This is a genomic window from Microbacterium sp. JZ70, assembly GCF_053903225.1.
Map to the genome: position 1 here is coordinate 3,360,886 of NZ_CP096405.1, position 15,564 is coordinate 3,376,449.

Annotated in this window: 18 protein-coding genes; 5 read left to right on the forward strand and 13 right to left on the reverse strand. The window is 69.7% G+C overall.

Features of this window, described 5'->3' with window-relative positions:
• Positions 1-46: 46 nt before the first annotated feature.
• Complete coding sequence (locus M1D46_RS15485) at positions 47-1,282, reverse strand: multidrug effflux MFS transporter (RefSeq protein ID WP_456287181.1); 1,236 nt, start codon at positions 1,280-1,282, stop codon at positions 47-49.
• 334 nt (positions 1,283-1,616) lie between these two features.
• Here M1D46_RS15485 and M1D46_RS15490 point away from each other — a divergent pair, with 334 nt between their 5' ends.
• Both M1D46_RS15490 and M1D46_RS15495 read left to right on the forward strand, forming a co-directional pair.
• Complete coding sequence (locus tag M1D46_RS15490; RefSeq protein ID WP_282979456.1) at positions 1,617-2,330, forward strand: DUF3105 domain-containing protein; 714 nt, start codon at positions 1,617-1,619, stop codon at positions 2,328-2,330.
• A gap of 2 nt (positions 2,331-2,332) precedes the next feature.
• Complete coding sequence (locus tag M1D46_RS15495; RefSeq protein ID WP_456286005.1) at positions 2,333-3,007, forward strand: DUF305 domain-containing protein; 675 nt, start codon at positions 2,333-2,335, stop codon at positions 3,005-3,007.
• 55 nt (positions 3,008-3,062) lie between these two features.
• Here M1D46_RS15495 and M1D46_RS15500 read toward each other — a convergent pair whose 3' ends face one another.
• From M1D46_RS15500 to rplJ, 5 genes are all read right to left on the reverse strand, one after another.
• Positions 3,063-3,998, reverse strand: coding sequence for a carbohydrate ABC transporter permease (locus M1D46_RS15500; RefSeq protein ID WP_271173627.1), 936 nt, complete (start codon positions 3,996-3,998; stop codon positions 3,063-3,065).
• Positions 3,998-5,131, reverse strand: a complete 1,134-nt coding sequence (locus M1D46_RS15505) for a carbohydrate ABC transporter permease (RefSeq protein ID WP_271173628.1) — start codon at positions 5,129-5,131, stop codon at positions 3,998-4,000. The genes M1D46_RS15500 and M1D46_RS15505 overlap by 1 nt, the downstream gene beginning before the upstream one ends.
• A 9-nt stretch (positions 5,132-5,140) precedes the next feature.
• Positions 5,141-6,475, reverse strand: a complete 1,335-nt coding sequence (locus tag M1D46_RS15510) for an ABC transporter substrate-binding protein (RefSeq protein WP_456286006.1) — start codon at positions 6,473-6,475, stop codon at positions 5,141-5,143.
• Positions 6,476-6,647: 172 nt separating this feature from the next.
• The gene (rplL, locus tag M1D46_RS15515; RefSeq protein ID WP_271173630.1) at positions 6,648-7,037 is read right to left on the reverse strand and encodes a 50S ribosomal protein L7/L12; all 390 of its coding nucleotides are present in this window, start codon (positions 7,035-7,037) and stop codon (positions 6,648-6,650) included.
• Positions 7,038-7,088: 51 nt separating this feature from the next.
• A complete protein-coding gene (rplJ, locus tag M1D46_RS15520; RefSeq protein WP_271173631.1) occupies positions 7,089-7,604 on the reverse strand; it encodes a 50S ribosomal protein L10 in 516 nt (171 codons plus the stop codon).
• Between the two features lie 335 nt (positions 7,605-7,939).
• Between rplJ and M1D46_RS15525 the strand changes: the two genes are divergently transcribed.
• From M1D46_RS15525 to M1D46_RS15535, 3 genes are all read left to right on the forward strand, one after another.
• On the forward strand, positions 7,940-8,626 hold the full coding sequence (locus M1D46_RS15525) for a YqaJ viral recombinase family protein (protein WP_421075423.1): 687 nt from the start codon (positions 7,940-7,942) through the stop codon (positions 8,624-8,626).
• Positions 8,627-8,980: 354 nt separating this feature from the next.
• A complete protein-coding gene (locus M1D46_RS15530) occupies positions 8,981-10,657 on the forward strand; it encodes an MDR family MFS transporter (RefSeq protein WP_455969432.1) in 1,677 nt (558 codons plus the stop codon).
• Between the two features lie 22 nt (positions 10,658-10,679).
• A complete protein-coding gene (locus M1D46_RS15535) occupies positions 10,680-11,213 on the forward strand; it encodes a MarR family winged helix-turn-helix transcriptional regulator (protein ID WP_271173634.1) in 534 nt (177 codons plus the stop codon).
• An 11-nt stretch (positions 11,214-11,224) separates the two neighbouring features.
• Here M1D46_RS15535 and M1D46_RS15540 read toward each other — a convergent pair whose 3' ends face one another.
• The 7 genes from M1D46_RS15540 to rplK all read right to left on the reverse strand — a co-directional run bounded on the left by M1D46_RS15540 (position 11,225) and on the right by rplK (position 15,563).
• Positions 11,225-11,782, reverse strand: coding sequence for a hypothetical protein (locus M1D46_RS15540; RefSeq protein ID WP_456286007.1), 558 nt, complete (start codon positions 11,780-11,782; stop codon positions 11,225-11,227).
• Complete coding sequence (locus tag M1D46_RS15545) at positions 11,779-12,408, reverse strand: hypothetical protein (protein ID WP_456286008.1); 630 nt, start codon at positions 12,406-12,408, stop codon at positions 11,779-11,781. Before M1D46_RS15545 ends, M1D46_RS15540 begins: the two co-directional genes overlap by 4 nt.
• Complete coding sequence (locus tag M1D46_RS15550; RefSeq protein WP_456286009.1) at positions 12,405-13,007, reverse strand: signal peptidase I; 603 nt, start codon at positions 13,005-13,007, stop codon at positions 12,405-12,407. The genes M1D46_RS15545 and M1D46_RS15550 overlap by 4 nt, the downstream gene beginning before the upstream one ends.
• Positions 13,008-13,017: 10 nt before the next feature.
• The gene (locus tag M1D46_RS15555) at positions 13,018-13,644 is read right to left on the reverse strand and encodes a SipW-dependent-type signal peptide-containing protein (protein WP_456286010.1); all 627 of its coding nucleotides are present in this window, start codon (positions 13,642-13,644) and stop codon (positions 13,018-13,020) included.
• Positions 13,645-13,648: 4 nt separating this feature from the next.
• Positions 13,649-14,251, reverse strand: coding sequence for a SipW-dependent-type signal peptide-containing protein (locus tag M1D46_RS15560; RefSeq protein ID WP_456286011.1), 603 nt, complete (start codon positions 14,249-14,251; stop codon positions 13,649-13,651).
• Positions 14,252-14,425: 174 nt separating this feature from the next.
• On the reverse strand, positions 14,426-15,118 hold the full coding sequence (gene rplA, locus M1D46_RS15565) for a 50S ribosomal protein L1 (RefSeq protein ID WP_271173640.1): 693 nt from the start codon (positions 15,116-15,118) through the stop codon (positions 14,426-14,428).
• Positions 15,119-15,131: 13 nt separating this feature from the next.
• A complete protein-coding gene (rplK, locus tag M1D46_RS15570) occupies positions 15,132-15,563 on the reverse strand; it encodes a 50S ribosomal protein L11 (protein WP_271173641.1) in 432 nt (143 codons plus the stop codon).
• Position 15,564: the final 1 nt, after the last annotated feature.

Below are 15,564 nucleotides of genomic sequence, written 5' to 3' on the forward strand. Positions count from 1 at the left end.
CGCCCCATTCTGCCCACGCCCGCGCCGTTCGGGCGCAGGCGTGCGGTCAGTCGGCGAGCAGGCCGAGCGAGCGCGGGCGGACGACGAGCCAGAGCGAGAGGACGGCGATGGCCGAGCAGCCGAGCATCACCGACGCCATCGTGGTACCCGTGATGCCCGAGGCCGCCGAGATCACGCCGACGAGCGGCGAGATGACGCCCGCGATCCCGTTGTTCGTCGCGCCGAGCACCGACGCCGCCGTGCCGGCCGCCTCGGGGTGCCGGTCGAGCGCGAGCACCTGCGCGCAGGGGAAGGTGAAGCCGCACGTCGTCATGAAGACGAACAGCGGGATCACGACGCCCCACACGCCGAGCCCGAGCTGGTCGCCGACGATGATGCCGGCAGAGGCGAGCACGAGCACGGCGGTCGCGTACGCGAGCACCCACTGCGGCCCGAACCGCGCCGCGAGACGGGCCGCGACCTGGTTGCCGATCACGAGGCCGACCGAGTTCGAGGCGAAGAGCAGGCCGTACTGCACCTCGGTGAAGCCGTACGACTGCTGGAACAGGAAGGACGACGCCGACAGGTACGAGAAGAGCCCCGAGAAGGTCATCGCTCCGATCACGAGCACGCCCAGGTACACGCGGTCGGTGAGCACGACGCGATAGCGGTGCCACACGGACACCGTCTCGTGCGAGATGCGGTCGGACGCGGGGCGGGTCTCGGGCAGCGCGAAGATCGCGCACAGGAGCATGACCGTGCCGTACGCAGCGAGCACGAGGAAGATCCCGTGCCAGGGCATGACCGTGAGCAGCGCTGAGCCGATGAGCGGCGCCACGACGGGCGCGACCCCCGTCACGAGCGCGAGCCGCGACAGCATGATGACGAGGCGGCGCCCGCCGAACAGGTCGCGCACCATGGCCATCGCCACCACGCCGCCCGCGGCCGCGCCCATTCCCATCAGCACGCGCGCGGCGCCGAGCAGCTCGAGCGTGGGCGCGAAGGCCGCCGCGAGGCTCGAGAGCACGTGCAGCGCGGTCACCATGAGCAGCGGAACCCGCCGGCCGAACTTGTCGCTCAGCGGGCCCACGACGAGCTGGCCGAGCGCGAAGCCGATCATCGTGCCCGTGAGCGTGAGCTGGATGGCCGCGCTCGTCGTCTCGAAATCGCGCTCGAGCAGGGGGAACGCGGGCAGGTAGAGGTCGATCGTGAACGGGCCGAGCGCCGTCAGCGCGCCGAGCAGGAGGACGTACGCGAGGCGCCGGCCGCTCGAGAGCGCGTCACCGCGATGCGTGCGCGGCATCTCCCCCGCTGCCGCGCGCGCGGCGTCGGGCAGCGGAATGGTCCCCGTGGGCACCGGGATGAGGCCCGTGGCGGTGGGGATGCTGCCCGTGTGCGGGTGGTGCCCGTGCTCGTCGCGCGGGGAACGGTCTTCGTGAGTCATCGTGAGCGTCGCTGCTTTCGCGGACGAGGTGTGCGGAGAAAGAAAGAAGTCCCAGACGACGCCCGGGAGGATCCGCGCGAAGGGGACGTCCTCAATCCTAGGGTCGAGGGGGACGGGCAGCGCAAGGCGGAAGCCCAGGTTCCCGGCCCGATTCTCCCAGCGGCGCGCGCATTCAGCCGCATAGGATCGGAGCGTGTCGACGCAGAAGCGCCCCCAGAAGTCCAGCGGCAACCCCGCCCGCCAGGCCGAGATCGAGCAGACGGTCAAGCAGCAGCGCGAGGCCCGGCGTCAGGAGAAGCTCGCCGAGTACCAGCGGCAGCTCAAGAAGCGCCAGCGCGGGAAGCTCGTCTGGTGGACGGTCGGCACGGTCGCGGCGGTCGCCGTGATCGGGGCGATCGTCGCGTCGTTCGTCTTCACGCCGCGTCCGAATGTCGCCGAGTACGGCATCGGCGGCGACGGGGCGGAGATCGAGGGGGTCGAGACCTTCTCCAACACGAACACGCACGTCGAGGGCACCGTCGAATACGAGCAGACCCCTCCCGCGGGCGGCCCGCACAACGTGTACTGGCTGAACTGCGGCGTCTACAGCGAGCCGCAGCAGAACGAGAACGCGGTGCACTCCCTCGAGCACGGCGCGGTGTGGGTCACGTACGACCCCGAGCTCGTGAGCGACGAGGAGCTCGAGACGCTCAAGGGCTACCTGCCGTCGAGCTACGCGATCCTCTCGCCGTACCCCGACCTCGGTACGCCGGTCGCCGTGAGCGCCTGGAACGCGCAGCTCAAGGTCGACTCGGTCGACGACGAGCGCATCGCGGAGTTCTTCGAGGAGTACTGGCGCAACCAGAACGTGCCGGAGCCGGGCGCCGCATGCACCGGCGCCATCGACGGCCCCGGCAAGCTCAGCTGAGCATGACGGAGTCCGACGGCCCGACCGCGCGCACGGGCATCCCCTGGCCGCTCGTGGTGATCGCGGTCGTGCTCGTGGCGGGCCTCGCGTTCGCGATCGGCCGCTTCACGACGTTCGACGACCTCTCCGACGCGACCGGCTCGGGCGGCGGGCCGAACGCCGCGGACGCCGGCTTCGCGCGCGACATGCAGGTGCATCATGCGCAGGCCGTCGAGATGGCGATGATCGAGTACCGCGCGACCGACGACGACGAGCTCCGCGCCCTCGCGTACGACATCGCGACGGCTCAGGCGGCGCAGCGCGGCGAGATGTACGGATGGCTCGTGGCGTGGGGCCTGCCCCAGGCGGGCGACCCGCTCATGTCGTGGATGTCGGGAACCGGACACGACCACGGCGCGAGCGCGACGGCATCCGCCGAGGAGCTCGAAGCGGCGATGGGGATGGCCACGGCCGAGGAGATCGACCGGCTCGCCTCGCTCGAGGGCTCGGCTCGGGACTGCCTCTTCCTCGAGCTCATGATCCGTCACCACGCGGGCGCGATCGAGATGACGGACGCCGTCGTGGAGCTCGGCAGCGACGAGCGCGTGATCCAGACCGCGCGCAGCATGGGCCAGGGCCAGACGGCCGAGATCGCGGCCATGCAGTCGATCCAGACGCGCCTCGGCTGCACCGGCTGAGCGGGCCGACGCATGACGAAGGGCCCGCCGTCCGGCGGGCCCTTCGTCATGCGGGTCATCCCTTCGCCGAGCCCGCCAGCAGGCCGCGGACGAAGTAGCGCTGCAGGAAGAGGAACACCAGCAGCGGCACGATGATCGCGATGAACGCGCCGGCCGTGAGCAGGTGCCAGTCCTGACCGCGCGACCCTGTCATCTGCGCGAGCAGCTTCGTGATCGGAGCCACGTTGCCGTCCGCGAAGATCAAGGCCACGAGCAGGTCGTTCCAGACCCACAGGAACTGGAAGATCGCGAACGACGCGATCGCCGGCATGCTGAGCGGGAGCACGATGCGGAAGAAGATCTGCCCGTGCCCCGCGCCGTCCACGCGGGCCGCCTCGATGACATCCGCCGGGATCTGCGCGATGAAGTTGTGCAGCAGGAAGATCGCGAGCGGCAGTCCGAAGATCGTGTGCGCGATCCACACCTGCGCGTAGCCCGACGACCCCACCGCCTGGATGACCGGGACCCCGAACAGCTCTCCGCGCGAGAACAGCTGCAGGAGCGGGATGAAGGCCATCTGGATCGGGACGATCTGCAGCGCGAACACGAGCACGAACAGCAGGTTCTTGCCGCGGAAGTCCATCCAGGCGAACCCGTACGCCGCGAGCGTCGCGATGATGAGCGGGATGATCGACGCCGGGAGCGTGATCGCGAAGGAGTTCACGAACGAGCCCAGCATCGTGAGGCCGCCCGTCGAGGTGTTCAGCGCCTCGACGTAGTTGTCGAACGTCCAGCCCCAGTTCTGGAAGACCGTCCACCATCCGGTCGTCTGGATCTCCACCCGCGGACGGAACGACGACACGAACACGCCGAACGTCGGGATGGTCCACAGCACCGCGATGACGAGCGCGGCAACCGTGGCCCACGGGTTCGTCAGGCGGCGCTTGGTGTCGCTCAGCGCGCGCTTCCTCGACGGCTTGCCCGCCGTCGTCACGAGCTCGGTCGCGGTCATCAGCGCACCTCCCTCTGTGCCTTGAGCTGTCGCGCGTTGTAGATGACCAGCGGGAGCACGAGCACGAACAGGATCACGGCGTACGCCGCGGACCGTCCGGCCTCGAAGCTGCGGAACTGCGAGTACATCTCGTTCGCGAGCACCGAGGTGTTGTTCGCGCCCGCGGTCATCGTGCGGACGATGTCGAAGATCTTCATGGACGCGATCGCGATCGTCGTGAGGACCACGATCAGGGAGGGCCGGATGCCCGGCACGACGACGTTCATGAAGCGCTCGTACGCGTTGGCTCCGTCGAGCTCAGCCGCCTCGAGCTGCTCGGTCGGCACGCCCTTGATCGCCGCGGACAGCACGACCATCGCGAATCCGGTGTAGATCCACACGAACACGACGATGAGGAACAGCGTGTTCCAGGGCTCCACCTGGAGGAACGGGACAGGGCTGCCGCCGAACCAGACGATGATCTGGTTGACGAAGCCGATCTGCTCCGCGTCCGCGGGCCGAGCCGTGTACATGAAGCGCCAGATGATCGACGCGCCGACGAACGAGATCGCCATCGGCAGGAACACGAGGATCTTGTAGACCTTCTCCCCGCGCGTCTTGTCGATGAAGTACGCGTAGACGAGGCCCACGACCGTCGACACGATCGGGGCGATGAGCACCCAGACAATCGTGTTCACGATCGTGCGGATGCCCTGCGGCTGCGTGAAGATCCAGATGAAGTTGTCGAGTCCGATGAAGCGCGATCCGCTCGCATTGAACATCGACTGCCCGAACGTCTGGATGACGGGGAAGACGAGGCCGACGAGCAGCAGGATCAGGGCGGGCGCGAGGAATCCGACGAGCTGGAACAGATAGCCGGCTCCCTGCTTCGACCGGTAGTCGAGCCAGAAGAACAGCAGGCCGAGGACGCCGGCCGCGATGATCGCCCACCAGTAGGACTGGAGCATCCACATCACGGCCAGGGGCAAGAGCACGCACGCGGCGAGCCGGATGTACGTGTACACCCGGCCCGCGCGCGGCGCGATCTCGATGAAGAAGAGCAGGATGCCGACCGCGAGCAGGAACACCCCGATGATGATCGGGATCTCCAGCCACGGCGAGAGCGTGCTCAGCCAGTCGAGAAACGCTTTCATGTCCGGCCGTTACTCTTCCGGCCAGCCCGATTCGATCTGCTCCAGGACGTCGTCGGTCGAGGCGCCGTTCACCCAGTCGCGCATGCCCGTCCAGAACGTGCCGGCGCCGACTGCGGAGGGCATGAGGTCGGATCCGTCGAAGCGGAACGTCGTCTCCTCGTCCTGGAGGATCTCGATGGCCGCCTTGAGGATCGGGCTCTGCGCGTTCTCGGGGTCGAGCCCGTTGTTCGCGCTGATCACGCCGCCGAGCGAGACGCGGGAGTTCGCCCACTCGGGGCTCGACAGGTACTCCTGCACCTTGACGACGTTCTCGTCGTCGCTGAACGCGCCGACGATCTCGCCGCCGCCCGTGATCATCTGGCCGGCGCCCGCGTCGACCGGGGGCAGCATGAACGCCCAGACATCGCCATCCTCGCCGACCTCGCCGCCGGCCTCGACGATGAAGCCGTCGAGGAACGACGCCTGGTGCGTCAGGAGGCAGTCGCCCGAGACGAGCGCGTTCGCCACGTCGCCGAAGGGCGTCGAGCCGATCGAGGCCACGTCGCCGAAGCCCGCGTTGACGTAGTCGGGGTTGAGGAGGATCTCAGCCGTCGCGTCGAAGGCCTCCTTGATCTGCGGGTCGGTGAAGGGGACCTCGTTCGCGACCCACTGGTCGTAGACCTCGGGGCCGGCCTGGCGCAGGACGAGGTCCTCGATCCAGTCGGTGCCCGGCCATCCGGTCGCGGCGTCGGACCCGAAGCCCGCGCACCACGGCGGCTCGCCCGTCTCGTCGCGGATCTGCTGCGTGAGGTCGAGCAGGCCCTGCCAGTCGGTCGGGACCTCCCAGCCGTGCTCCTCGAACACGCCGGGCTGGTACCAGATCCAGCCCTTCGCGTTCGCCATGAGGGGCGCGCCGTAGATCGTGCCGTCATGCGAGGCGTAGGTCTCCCAGTCCTCTGCCCAGTACTCGCGGAGGTTCGAGACCACTCCCTCGGGCGCCTCCATGAGGTAGCCGCGGCTCGCCATGTCGGACAGCAGGCCGGGCTGCGGGAAGATCGCGAGGTCGGGCGGGTTGCCGCCCTGCGCGCGAACGGCGATCTGCGCCTCGAACTCCTGCGAGCCCTCGTACACGATGTCGATGCCGCTCTCCTCCTCCCAGTCCGCCCAGGACTGCTCGAGGAGCTCCGCCTCCGCGTCGACGATCGTGCCGTAGACCGTGACCTGGGCGTCTCCGCCGTCGCCACCGCCCCCGTCTCCGCCGCCATCCGATGCTCCGGGGCCGCTCGTGCATCCCGCGAGAGCGAGACCGGCGATCCCCAGCCCGCTCGCCGCGAGGAGGATCCGCTTGCGTCCTGCAGTCTTCATCGTCTGCTCCTATCTCGAGCATCTTCTCTGTGGAAAGGCTGTGCCCTCCAAGCTAGGAGCCATAGGAGCGCTTCCACAATCACTTGACAGTCACGGACCCGTAACGTCCGCAGACGCACGAAGGCCCCGGGACGAACCCGGGGCCTTCGCGAAGAAGCTTCGAGAAGAAGACTTACTTGAGGGTGACGGTCGCGCCGGCGCCCTCGAGGGCCTCCTTGGCCTTGTCGGCCGTCTCCTTGTTGGCGCCCTCGAGGACAGCCTTGGGAGCGCCGTCGACGACAGCCTTCGCCTCGCCGAGGCCGAGCGAGGTGAGCTCGCGGACGACCTTGATGACCTGGATCTTCTTGTCGCCGGCAGCCTCGAGGATGACGTCGAACGAGTCCTTCTCCTCCTCGGCCGGAGCGTCGCCGCCCGCAGCCGGGGCGCCAGCGGCCGCAACGGCGACCGGGGCAGCAGCGGTGACGTCGAAGGTCTCCTCGAAGGCCTTCACGAACTCGCTGAGCTCGATGAGCGTGAGCTCCTTGAACGCGTCGAGCAGCTCTTCGGTGCTGAGCTTCGCCATGATGTTTCTCCTACTTTTTCGGGGTTTCGGGGTTGCTTCCGCGCAGCCTGATCAGGCTGCGGTCTCCTGCTTCTCGCGCAGCGCCTCGACCGTGCGAACGGTCTTCGACAGCGGCGCCTGGAAGAGGGCGGCAGCCTTCGACATCGAGGCCTTCATCATGCCCGCGACCTTGGCGAGCAGGACTTCGCGGCTCTCGAGGTCAGCGAGCTTGCTGACCTCCTCAGGGCTGAGGGCGGTGCCATCGAAGTAGCCGCCCTTCACCACGAGAAGAGGGTGTGCCTTGGCGAAGGCGCGCAGACCCTTGGCGACGGCGACGGGGTCGCCGTGCACGAAGGCGACGGCCGACGGACCCTTGAGGTCGTCGTCCAGCGCCGTGATCCCCGCGTTGTTCGCGGCGATCTTGGTCAGCGTGTTCTTCACCACGGCGTACTCCGCGTCCTGACGGATCGCGTTGCGGAGCTCCTTGAGCTCGGCAACCGTCAGACCGCGGTACTCGGTGAGCAGAACGGCGGTCGAGCTCTCGAACTGCTTCGTGAGCTCGGCGACCGATGCTTCCTTCTGCGCCATGGCCACTCCTTGATTGTCCTGAGGTGCTCCACGGAGGTGGGGCACCGGCCGCGCCACCCGCCCCGAACATGAGAAAGAGCTCCGGCGCAAGCGCACGGAGCTCGGTTCCCGTTCTCACGGGATACGTTCGTGACACCTGCGCGGGCCCCTGCAGTGCAGAGCTTCGATCGTCACGTGCTTGCGCACACGGCGATGACCGGCGGTCTTCGGCTCGGACCAGCGTACCCGACTCGAGGGCCTGGGCCAAATCGACGGGAGCGGACCTTCCGCACCGAGTCCGCCGAACCCGCATGTCCGGTCGGGACGCCGTCAGGGGGCGGGGTTAGGGTCGAGAGGTGACCCCCGAACTCGCCGCCCGGATCGTCGCGGACTCCCGCGACAGGGTGGCCTGGCTACGGGCGCGGTCGCAGGGCATCACCGCGACCGACATCGCGACGATCACGAGCGAGCGGGTCATCCCCCGCGCCGCCGAGCAGAAGCTGCGCGGCTCGTCGTTCGGCGGCAACGCGTACACCGACCACGGGCGGCGCCGAGAGCCCGAGATCGCCTCGTGGGTCGCCGCGACCCACGGCATCCAGCCGTCCAGCGCCCTCTTCCACGCGACGATCGAGAAGCGCCATCTCGCAACCCCCGACGGGATCGCCGTCGACCAGAGCGGCCGCATCCTGCTCGCCGAGATCAAGACGACGAACAAGACGTGGCGCACCATCCCGCGCTCGTACCTCCGCCAGGTGTGGTGGCAGCAGCACGTGCTCGGCGCCGAGCGGACGCTCTTCGCCTGGGAGGAGCACCGCGACTTCCAGCCGCTGCACGACGAGCCGAAGTGCGTCTGGATCGACCGCGACGACGCGGAGATCTCGCGGCTCGTGAAGCTCGCGACCGCCCTCATCGACGAGCTGTACCGACGCACGACGGGCAACGAGCCGCCGCGCCGGCCCGAGGCCGCAGCGACCGCGCCGCTCACTCCGCGCGAGCGCGCACTCCAGCGCTCCGCGTATCGGGCACTGGCACTCGCCGACTGACGCGCCGAGTCGCACGCCCGGGTGGCGGTGTGCCGGGTGGCCGCGGGGGGGGTGGCTGCCATATCTCACGCGCCGCGCCGCCATGTCTCACCCGCCGTCGTTATCGGCACCCCATACCGGCACCAAGCGAGACACGCACCGATACCGGAACCAGGCATGTCTCACCCGCCGCGGCAATCGGCAGCCCATACCCACACCAACCGAGACATGCACCGCACCCCACCCCAACACCACACGCACCGACATCCGGGGAATTAGTTGCGGTTTGTCAACGTTCTCGATATCGTTGACTTTCTTCAACTTCTGCATGCCGACGCCGTCATGCCAATCCGGACACGATCGCGAAAGGTGCGTATGAGCGCGCAACCCACCCCCGCACAGGCGCCCGCGGCGCGGATGTCCCGCCGCCAGGTGCTCGAGGCCCTCTCGGGCCTCCTCCTCGCCATGTTCTGCTCCATGGTCTCCACGACCGTGGTCGGCACGTCGCTGCCCATCATCGTCCCGGCGCTCGGCGGCACCCAGGAGTCCTACACCTGGGTCGTGACGATCACCCTCCTGACCACGGCGATCTCGACCCCGATCTGGGGCAAGCTCGCCGACCTCGTCAACCGCAAGACCCTCATGCTCATCGCCCTCGCGGTCTTCGTGCTCGCGAGCGCGGGTGCTGGCATGTCCACGAGCGCCGAGATGCTCATCGCCTTCCGCGCCCTCCAGGGCCTCGGCGGCGGCGGTCTGGCCGCACTCAGCCAGGTGCTCATGGCCGACATCATCAGCCCGCGCGAGCGCGGCAAGTACATGGGCCTCTTCGCGGGCGTCATGGCTGTCGCGACGGTCGGCGGCCCGCTGCTCGGCGGCGTCATGACCGACACGATCGGATGGCGCTGGAACTTCTACGTCGGCGTCCCGCTGGGCGTCATCGCGTTCGCCGTGCTCCTGCGGACACTGCGGATCGAGCAGATCCGCGCGGCGAAGGTGCGCATCGACTACCTCGGCATCGTGCTCCTCAGCGTCTCGGCCGGTGTGCTCCTCGTCTGGATCACGAACGTGTCGGACTACGGATGGATCAGCTGGGAGACCGCATGGATGGTCGGCATCGCGCTGATCGCGGCCGTCGCGTTCGTGCTCGTCGAGCTCCGCGTCGCCGAGCCGCTCATCCCCCTCACGCTCTTCCGCAACCGCACGTTCACGCTCGCGGTGCTCGCGTCGATCTCGATCGGCGTGGCGATGTTCGGCACCTCCGTCTACCTCGGCCAGTACATGCAGATCTCCCGCGGCTACGGCCCGACCGAGGCGGGTCTGCTGACGATCCCGATGGCCGCGGGCATGCTCGTGGCGTCGGCCGTCGTGGGGCAGCTCGTCACGCGCTTCGGCCGTTGGAAGAGCTACCTCGTCGTGGGCGCCGTGCTCATGATCGCGGGCACGGGCCTGCTGTCGACGCTCGCGTACGACACGTCGCTGTGGCTCGTCGGCACGTACATGTTCCTGCTCGGAGCGGGCACCGGCATGACCATGCAGAACCTGGTCCTCGTCGTGCAGAACACGTCGAAGCCGCAGGAGATCGGCGTCGCCAGCTCGGGCGTCAACTTCTTCCGCACGGTCGGCGGCACCGCCGGCGTCGCCGTCATGGGCTCGGTGCTGGCAGCGAGCATGACCCAGCAGCTGACGGATCGCGCACAGGAGATCGGCGCCGCCGTGATGAGCCTCGGCGAGCAGGGCCAGGCCATCCTCGCCCAGCTCCAGTCGGGCGCCCTCCCGGTCACGAGGGACATGCCCGAGGCCATCGCGGTGATCATCGAGGACGCCTCGGCTCAGGCGATCTCGCACGCGTTCCTCATCGGCGTGCCCCTGGCCGTCCTGAGCCTCGTGGCGATCGCTTTCCTCCCGAACAAGCCCCTCACCCGGCAGAACAACATCGAGCGGATGCGCGCGCAGCGTCTCGAGGGCGATCTCGCGGTCGCGACCGCCGAGACGGGCTCCATCCCCGTGCACGTCGCAGATGACGGCGACGCGTCATCTGCGCGCAGCCGCTGAGGCGATCCGAGAGAATGATCCCGTGACCGCCGACACCGCCCAGGACGCCGCGCCCCCGCGCGGACCCGGGCTCCCGCTTGCGGGGACGACGCCCGCCGAGGGCGTCTCCCCCGAGCAGGCGGAGGCCATCAAGTCGGTCGAGGCCGAGTTCAGCGAGCTGATGACGCACGTGCGGCGCATCATCCACGAGAACGCAGACCGCGTGTCCCCCGGGCTCAACCCCGGCGCCTACAAGGTGTTCACCGCGATCGTCCGGCACGGCCCGCTCAAGGCGTCGACGCTCGTCGAGCGGATGATGCTCGACAAGGGCCAGCTGAGCCGCACCGTGAAGGACCTGCAGGATCTCGGCCTCATCGCCCGCACACCGGATCCGAGCGATCGACGGGCGCATCTGCTCGAGGCGACCCCGCTCGGCATCGCCCGCCTCGAGGAGGCCCGCTCCCATCACGAGAGCCTGCTCTACGACACCCTCCTCGCCTGGGATGTCGAGCGCGTCCGCGACCTCGCTGGCCTCCTCCACGCCCTCACCAACGGGACGACGCCCGACCCCCGCTGAGCGTCGGGCTCTCAGTTCACCGAGCAGCTCGCCCCCGCCAGCGGCGGGATCGTCATCGTCACACCGCTGCGCGTCGGCGACGTCCAGGTGGTCGTCCCCGTTCCGACGACGCCGGTCGTGACGACGTCCGCCGAGAAGGATGACCCGAGCAGGAGGTTGCTGAGCCCGCCCAGAAGGTTCCCGAGAAGGGTGCCCGTGAACGTCGTCGTGTAGACGCCGTTCGCCACGGTGGTCGTCGGCGCCGCGGGGGTGGGCGAGCCCGCCACCGGTGTGATCGCGGTCGTCGTCCAGGACGCGTTCGCTGCAGAGTATCCCGAGTACGGCGCTCCGGCGTCGGGCCAGCGCCACGTGATCGTGAGGTAGACCGCCCCGGGGTTGAGCAGTGCAGGACGCGAGCACGTCACCCCCGTGATCGTCGGCGGCTGCAGGCGCAACGCCGTCAGCGTCGCGTTCGCGTGCTCCGTGTCCGTGAACGCCGCGTCTGTCGTCGTCGCGGCAGGCGTGAGCGCGGCGACGCCGAGCGCGGCGGCGAGGGCGAGCGCAGCGATCCGCCTGCGGAGCCGGGTCATCGCGGCGACCTCCGGGCGCGGCGGCCGCGGGCGAGCGCGGCGACGCCTCCACCCACGAGCACGGCTCCCGCAGCGAGCAACAGCGGCGCGGCCGAGCCGCCCGTCGGCGAGAGGTCGCGCTCGTCGTCCTGATCGACGAAGACCTCGTCGCCGGCCGCGCGCACGTGGACCGAGACCTCCGCTTCGGCCGACTCGACGGCCGAGGGCGCCAGGCTCACGTCCAGCCGCACGAAGACAGGCTCCTCGGTGCCCGAGCTCCGCAGCCAGTCGGTGGCGCCGTCGAGCGGCAGCGCCCAGTCGGCGCGCAGGACTTCCGCTCCCTCGGGGCACTCCGCCCCCTGCCATGCGACGCCGCACGTGGCGATGTCGGCGACGAGGTCGAGCCCGCCCGCGCCGCGGACGCCGATGTCGAGCGTCCCGGGGTCGGGCGCATCCACGGAGATCGCGAGCGTCCACGCGACGCTCTCCCCCGGCTCGAGCTGCGCCATCCGCTCCCAGTCCGCCGTCGACTCGATCCGGATGTGCTCGCCCTCGATCACCCGCGTCGTCGGAGCGGCGACGGCCGCCGTCGGCAGCGCGACGGCGGCGACGGCCGCCGCGAGGCAGAGAGCTCGACGCGGGGTCATCCGGTCCCCCGGCCGTCGGGCGCTGGCTCTTCCCTCGCGCGCTCGGCGCCATCCGCCCGACGCGGCCAGAAGGCCCAGCCGACGAGCAGGGCCGCGCCGACCGAGAGCCCGCCGAGCACACGCGGATCGCCGAAGGACGCGATGACCGGCGCGATCCCGGGCACGGAGAAGAGCACGATCCGCGCCGTGGTGATCGTGTACGGCGCGACGTCGTCCTGCTCGTTCGCGTCGCCGCGCATCGTGATGACGCGCTCTTCAGCGCTCGCCCCCGGGTTGATCGAGGTGATGCGGTGCGTCACGGGCAGCTGGCCCTCGCGGTCCACGGTCACGACGTCGCCCACGTCGAGCGACGCGGCCGGCACACGCTGCACCACGGCGACGGAGCCGGAGGGGATGGTCGGAGCCATCGATCCCGTGCGGAACATGATGAGCGTGATGTCGAAGAGGTATGCGAGCACCACGAGCACGATGCAGACCGTGCCCGCGATCGCCGCGAGGGTCAGGAGCACGTCGCCGAGGAAGCGCGCGGGCGTCCGCCGACGGACGCCCGCGCGCTGGCGGGCGCGGGCGTCGCGACGCGTCTGCGGAGGAGCGCTCATGCGAGGACGCTCACGAGGACGTCGCCGTGAACTGCCACGTCGGCGTCACGGAGGCTCCCTGCGCCGCGTTGGGCGCGGTCGACGGGAGCGTGACCGCGAAGCAGTAGTTGACGGTGCTCGCTCCGTTGGCAGACAGGCTCTGCGACGACGCGGCGTCGGCACCGAGCGGCGAGCCCGGCGGGATCACGGTCGCGGTCGATGCTCCGAACGTCGTCGCGTCGCACTGCGCCGCGGGAACCGTGCGGACGCCGTACGTGAGGTACTGGCCGAGCCCTGTCGTGGCGTTGGCGTCGGTCGCGGTGAGGAGGACGCTCCCGGCGATCGAGGGATTCACCGTGCGCACGCTGAACAGCGCGTAGGTCGTCGTGCCCGGAGCCATCGCCGTGGGGGCGACCTGGAAGTTCAGGACGGCCGCCGCGCCCGCACTCGCGTGCTCGGTGAAGGTCGTGCCGTTCGTCGCACCGACGATCCCGAACGTGCCCGCCGTGAGCGTCGCCGTCGTGTGCTCGGTGTCGTTCCATGCCGCCAGCGTCGCGGCGGCACCGATGCCGAGCACGACGCCGCCTGCCAGCACCGCCCGCAGGCGGCGCCACCGCGGCGCCCGCCGCCGCGCGTCGCGCGTGGCCTTGCGCGCCACGGGACTACTCCGACGTCGCCGTGAACGACCAGGTCGCCGTCGCGTCGCCGCCCTCCTCGAGCCCCGCCCCGGCCGTCACCTCGAAGCAGAGCTGCACGGGTGCACCGGGCGCGGCGTCTCCCGCGGTGAGGGCCACGTCGGCACCTGCGGTCAGCGCGTCGAGCGTCGCGCCCGATGCGACGAGCGTGCCCGTCGCGGTCGCCGCGCTGCAGGTCGCGTCGGCGGCGATCGCGTACACCTCGTACGACAGGTTCGCCGCGTTCGCCCCCGTGGCCGCGACGGTGTCGGCGACGAGGGTCGCGTCGGAGGTCGTCGTGTCATCGAGTCGCACCCAGAACGGCGCGTAGACGACGTCGGTCGGCGACAGGTTCTCGGCGAGCGGCAGCGTGAAGGCGAGGGCCGCTCCGGGTGCCGTCTCGTGGTCCGCGTAGCCGTCCGTCGCGCTCGTCGTCGAGCCCTCCAGGTTGAACGCGCCGGCCCCGAATGTCCCCGTCGCGAACTCCGAGTCGTTCCAGGCGGCCAGCGTGACGGCGGCGCCGACGCCGAGGACGAGTCCTCCGGCGAGGACGGCGAAGACCTTGCGGCGACGGGTGTCGGTCGTGCTCATGTGTGCCCCCTCGTGGTGCTGCGCGTGCGGATATCGGTATTCACGCCGTTCCAGCGTCGCACATGGAACGCCGCGCGCATAGCCCTCAGGCTGGGGGCCGGACACCCACGTGCGTCCGGGGCGGGAGACGACGAAGGCCCCGTCCGGAGACGGGGCCTTCGCGGGATGGGCGTGTTACGCGATCGCGTTGACGTCCAGCGGGATGCCGGGGCCGAACGTAGTCGACACGGCGCCCTTCTGGATGTAGCGGCCCTTCGAGCTCGACGGCTTGAGGCGGACGATCTCCTCGAGCGCTGCGCCGATGTTCTCGTTCAGCTGCTCGGCCGAGAACGAGGCCTTGCCGACGACGAAGTGCACGTTGGCGTGCTTGTCGACACGGAACTCGATCTTGCCGCCCTTGATCTCCTCGACGGCCTTGGCCGTGTTGGGGGTGACGGTGCCGGTCTTCGGGTTGGGCATGAGGCCACGGGGGCCGAGCACCTTGCCGAGTCGACCGACCTGGCCCATGAGCTCCGGCACGGCGACAGCCGCATCGAAGTCGGTCCAGCCGGCGGCGACCTTCTCGATGAGCTCGGCGCCGCCGACCTCGTCCGCACCGGCGGCGATGGCGGCTTCGGCGGCCGGGCCGTTGGCGAAGACGATGACGCGGGCGGTCTTGCCCGTGCCGTGCGGCAGGATGACCGTGCCGCGGACCATCTGGTCCGCCTTGCGCGGGTCGACCGAGAGCTTGAGCGCGACCTCGACGGTCGAGTCGAACTTCTTCGAGCCCGTCTCCTTCGCGAGCGCGACGGCCTCAGCGGGCGTGTAGAACTTGCCGGCCTCGATCTTCTCGGCGGCGGACTGGTAAGCCTTGGACTTGGTAGCCATGTTCGTTATCCCCTCAGTCCTCGACCGTGATGCCCATGGAGCGGGCGGTGCCGGCGATGATCTTCGAGGCGGCCTCGAGGTCGTTCGCGTTGAGGTCGGGCTGCTTCGTCTTGGCGATCTCGGCGACCTGCTCCTTGGTGAGCTTCGCGACCTTGACCGTGTGCGGCGTGGACGAGCCCTTGGCGACGCCAGCCGCCTTCTTGATGAGCTCGGCTGCCGGCGGAGTCTTCAGGACGAACGTGAAGCTGCGGTCCTCGTAGACGGTGATCTCCACGGGGATGACGTTGCCGCGCTGCGACTCGGTCGCCGCGTTGTACGCCTTGCAGAACTCCATGATGTTGACGCCGTGCTGACCCAGGGCGGGTCCGATCGGCGGCGCCGGGTTGGCTGCACCGGCGTTGATCTGAAGCTTGATCAGGCCGGTCACCTTCTTCTTCGGTGCCATT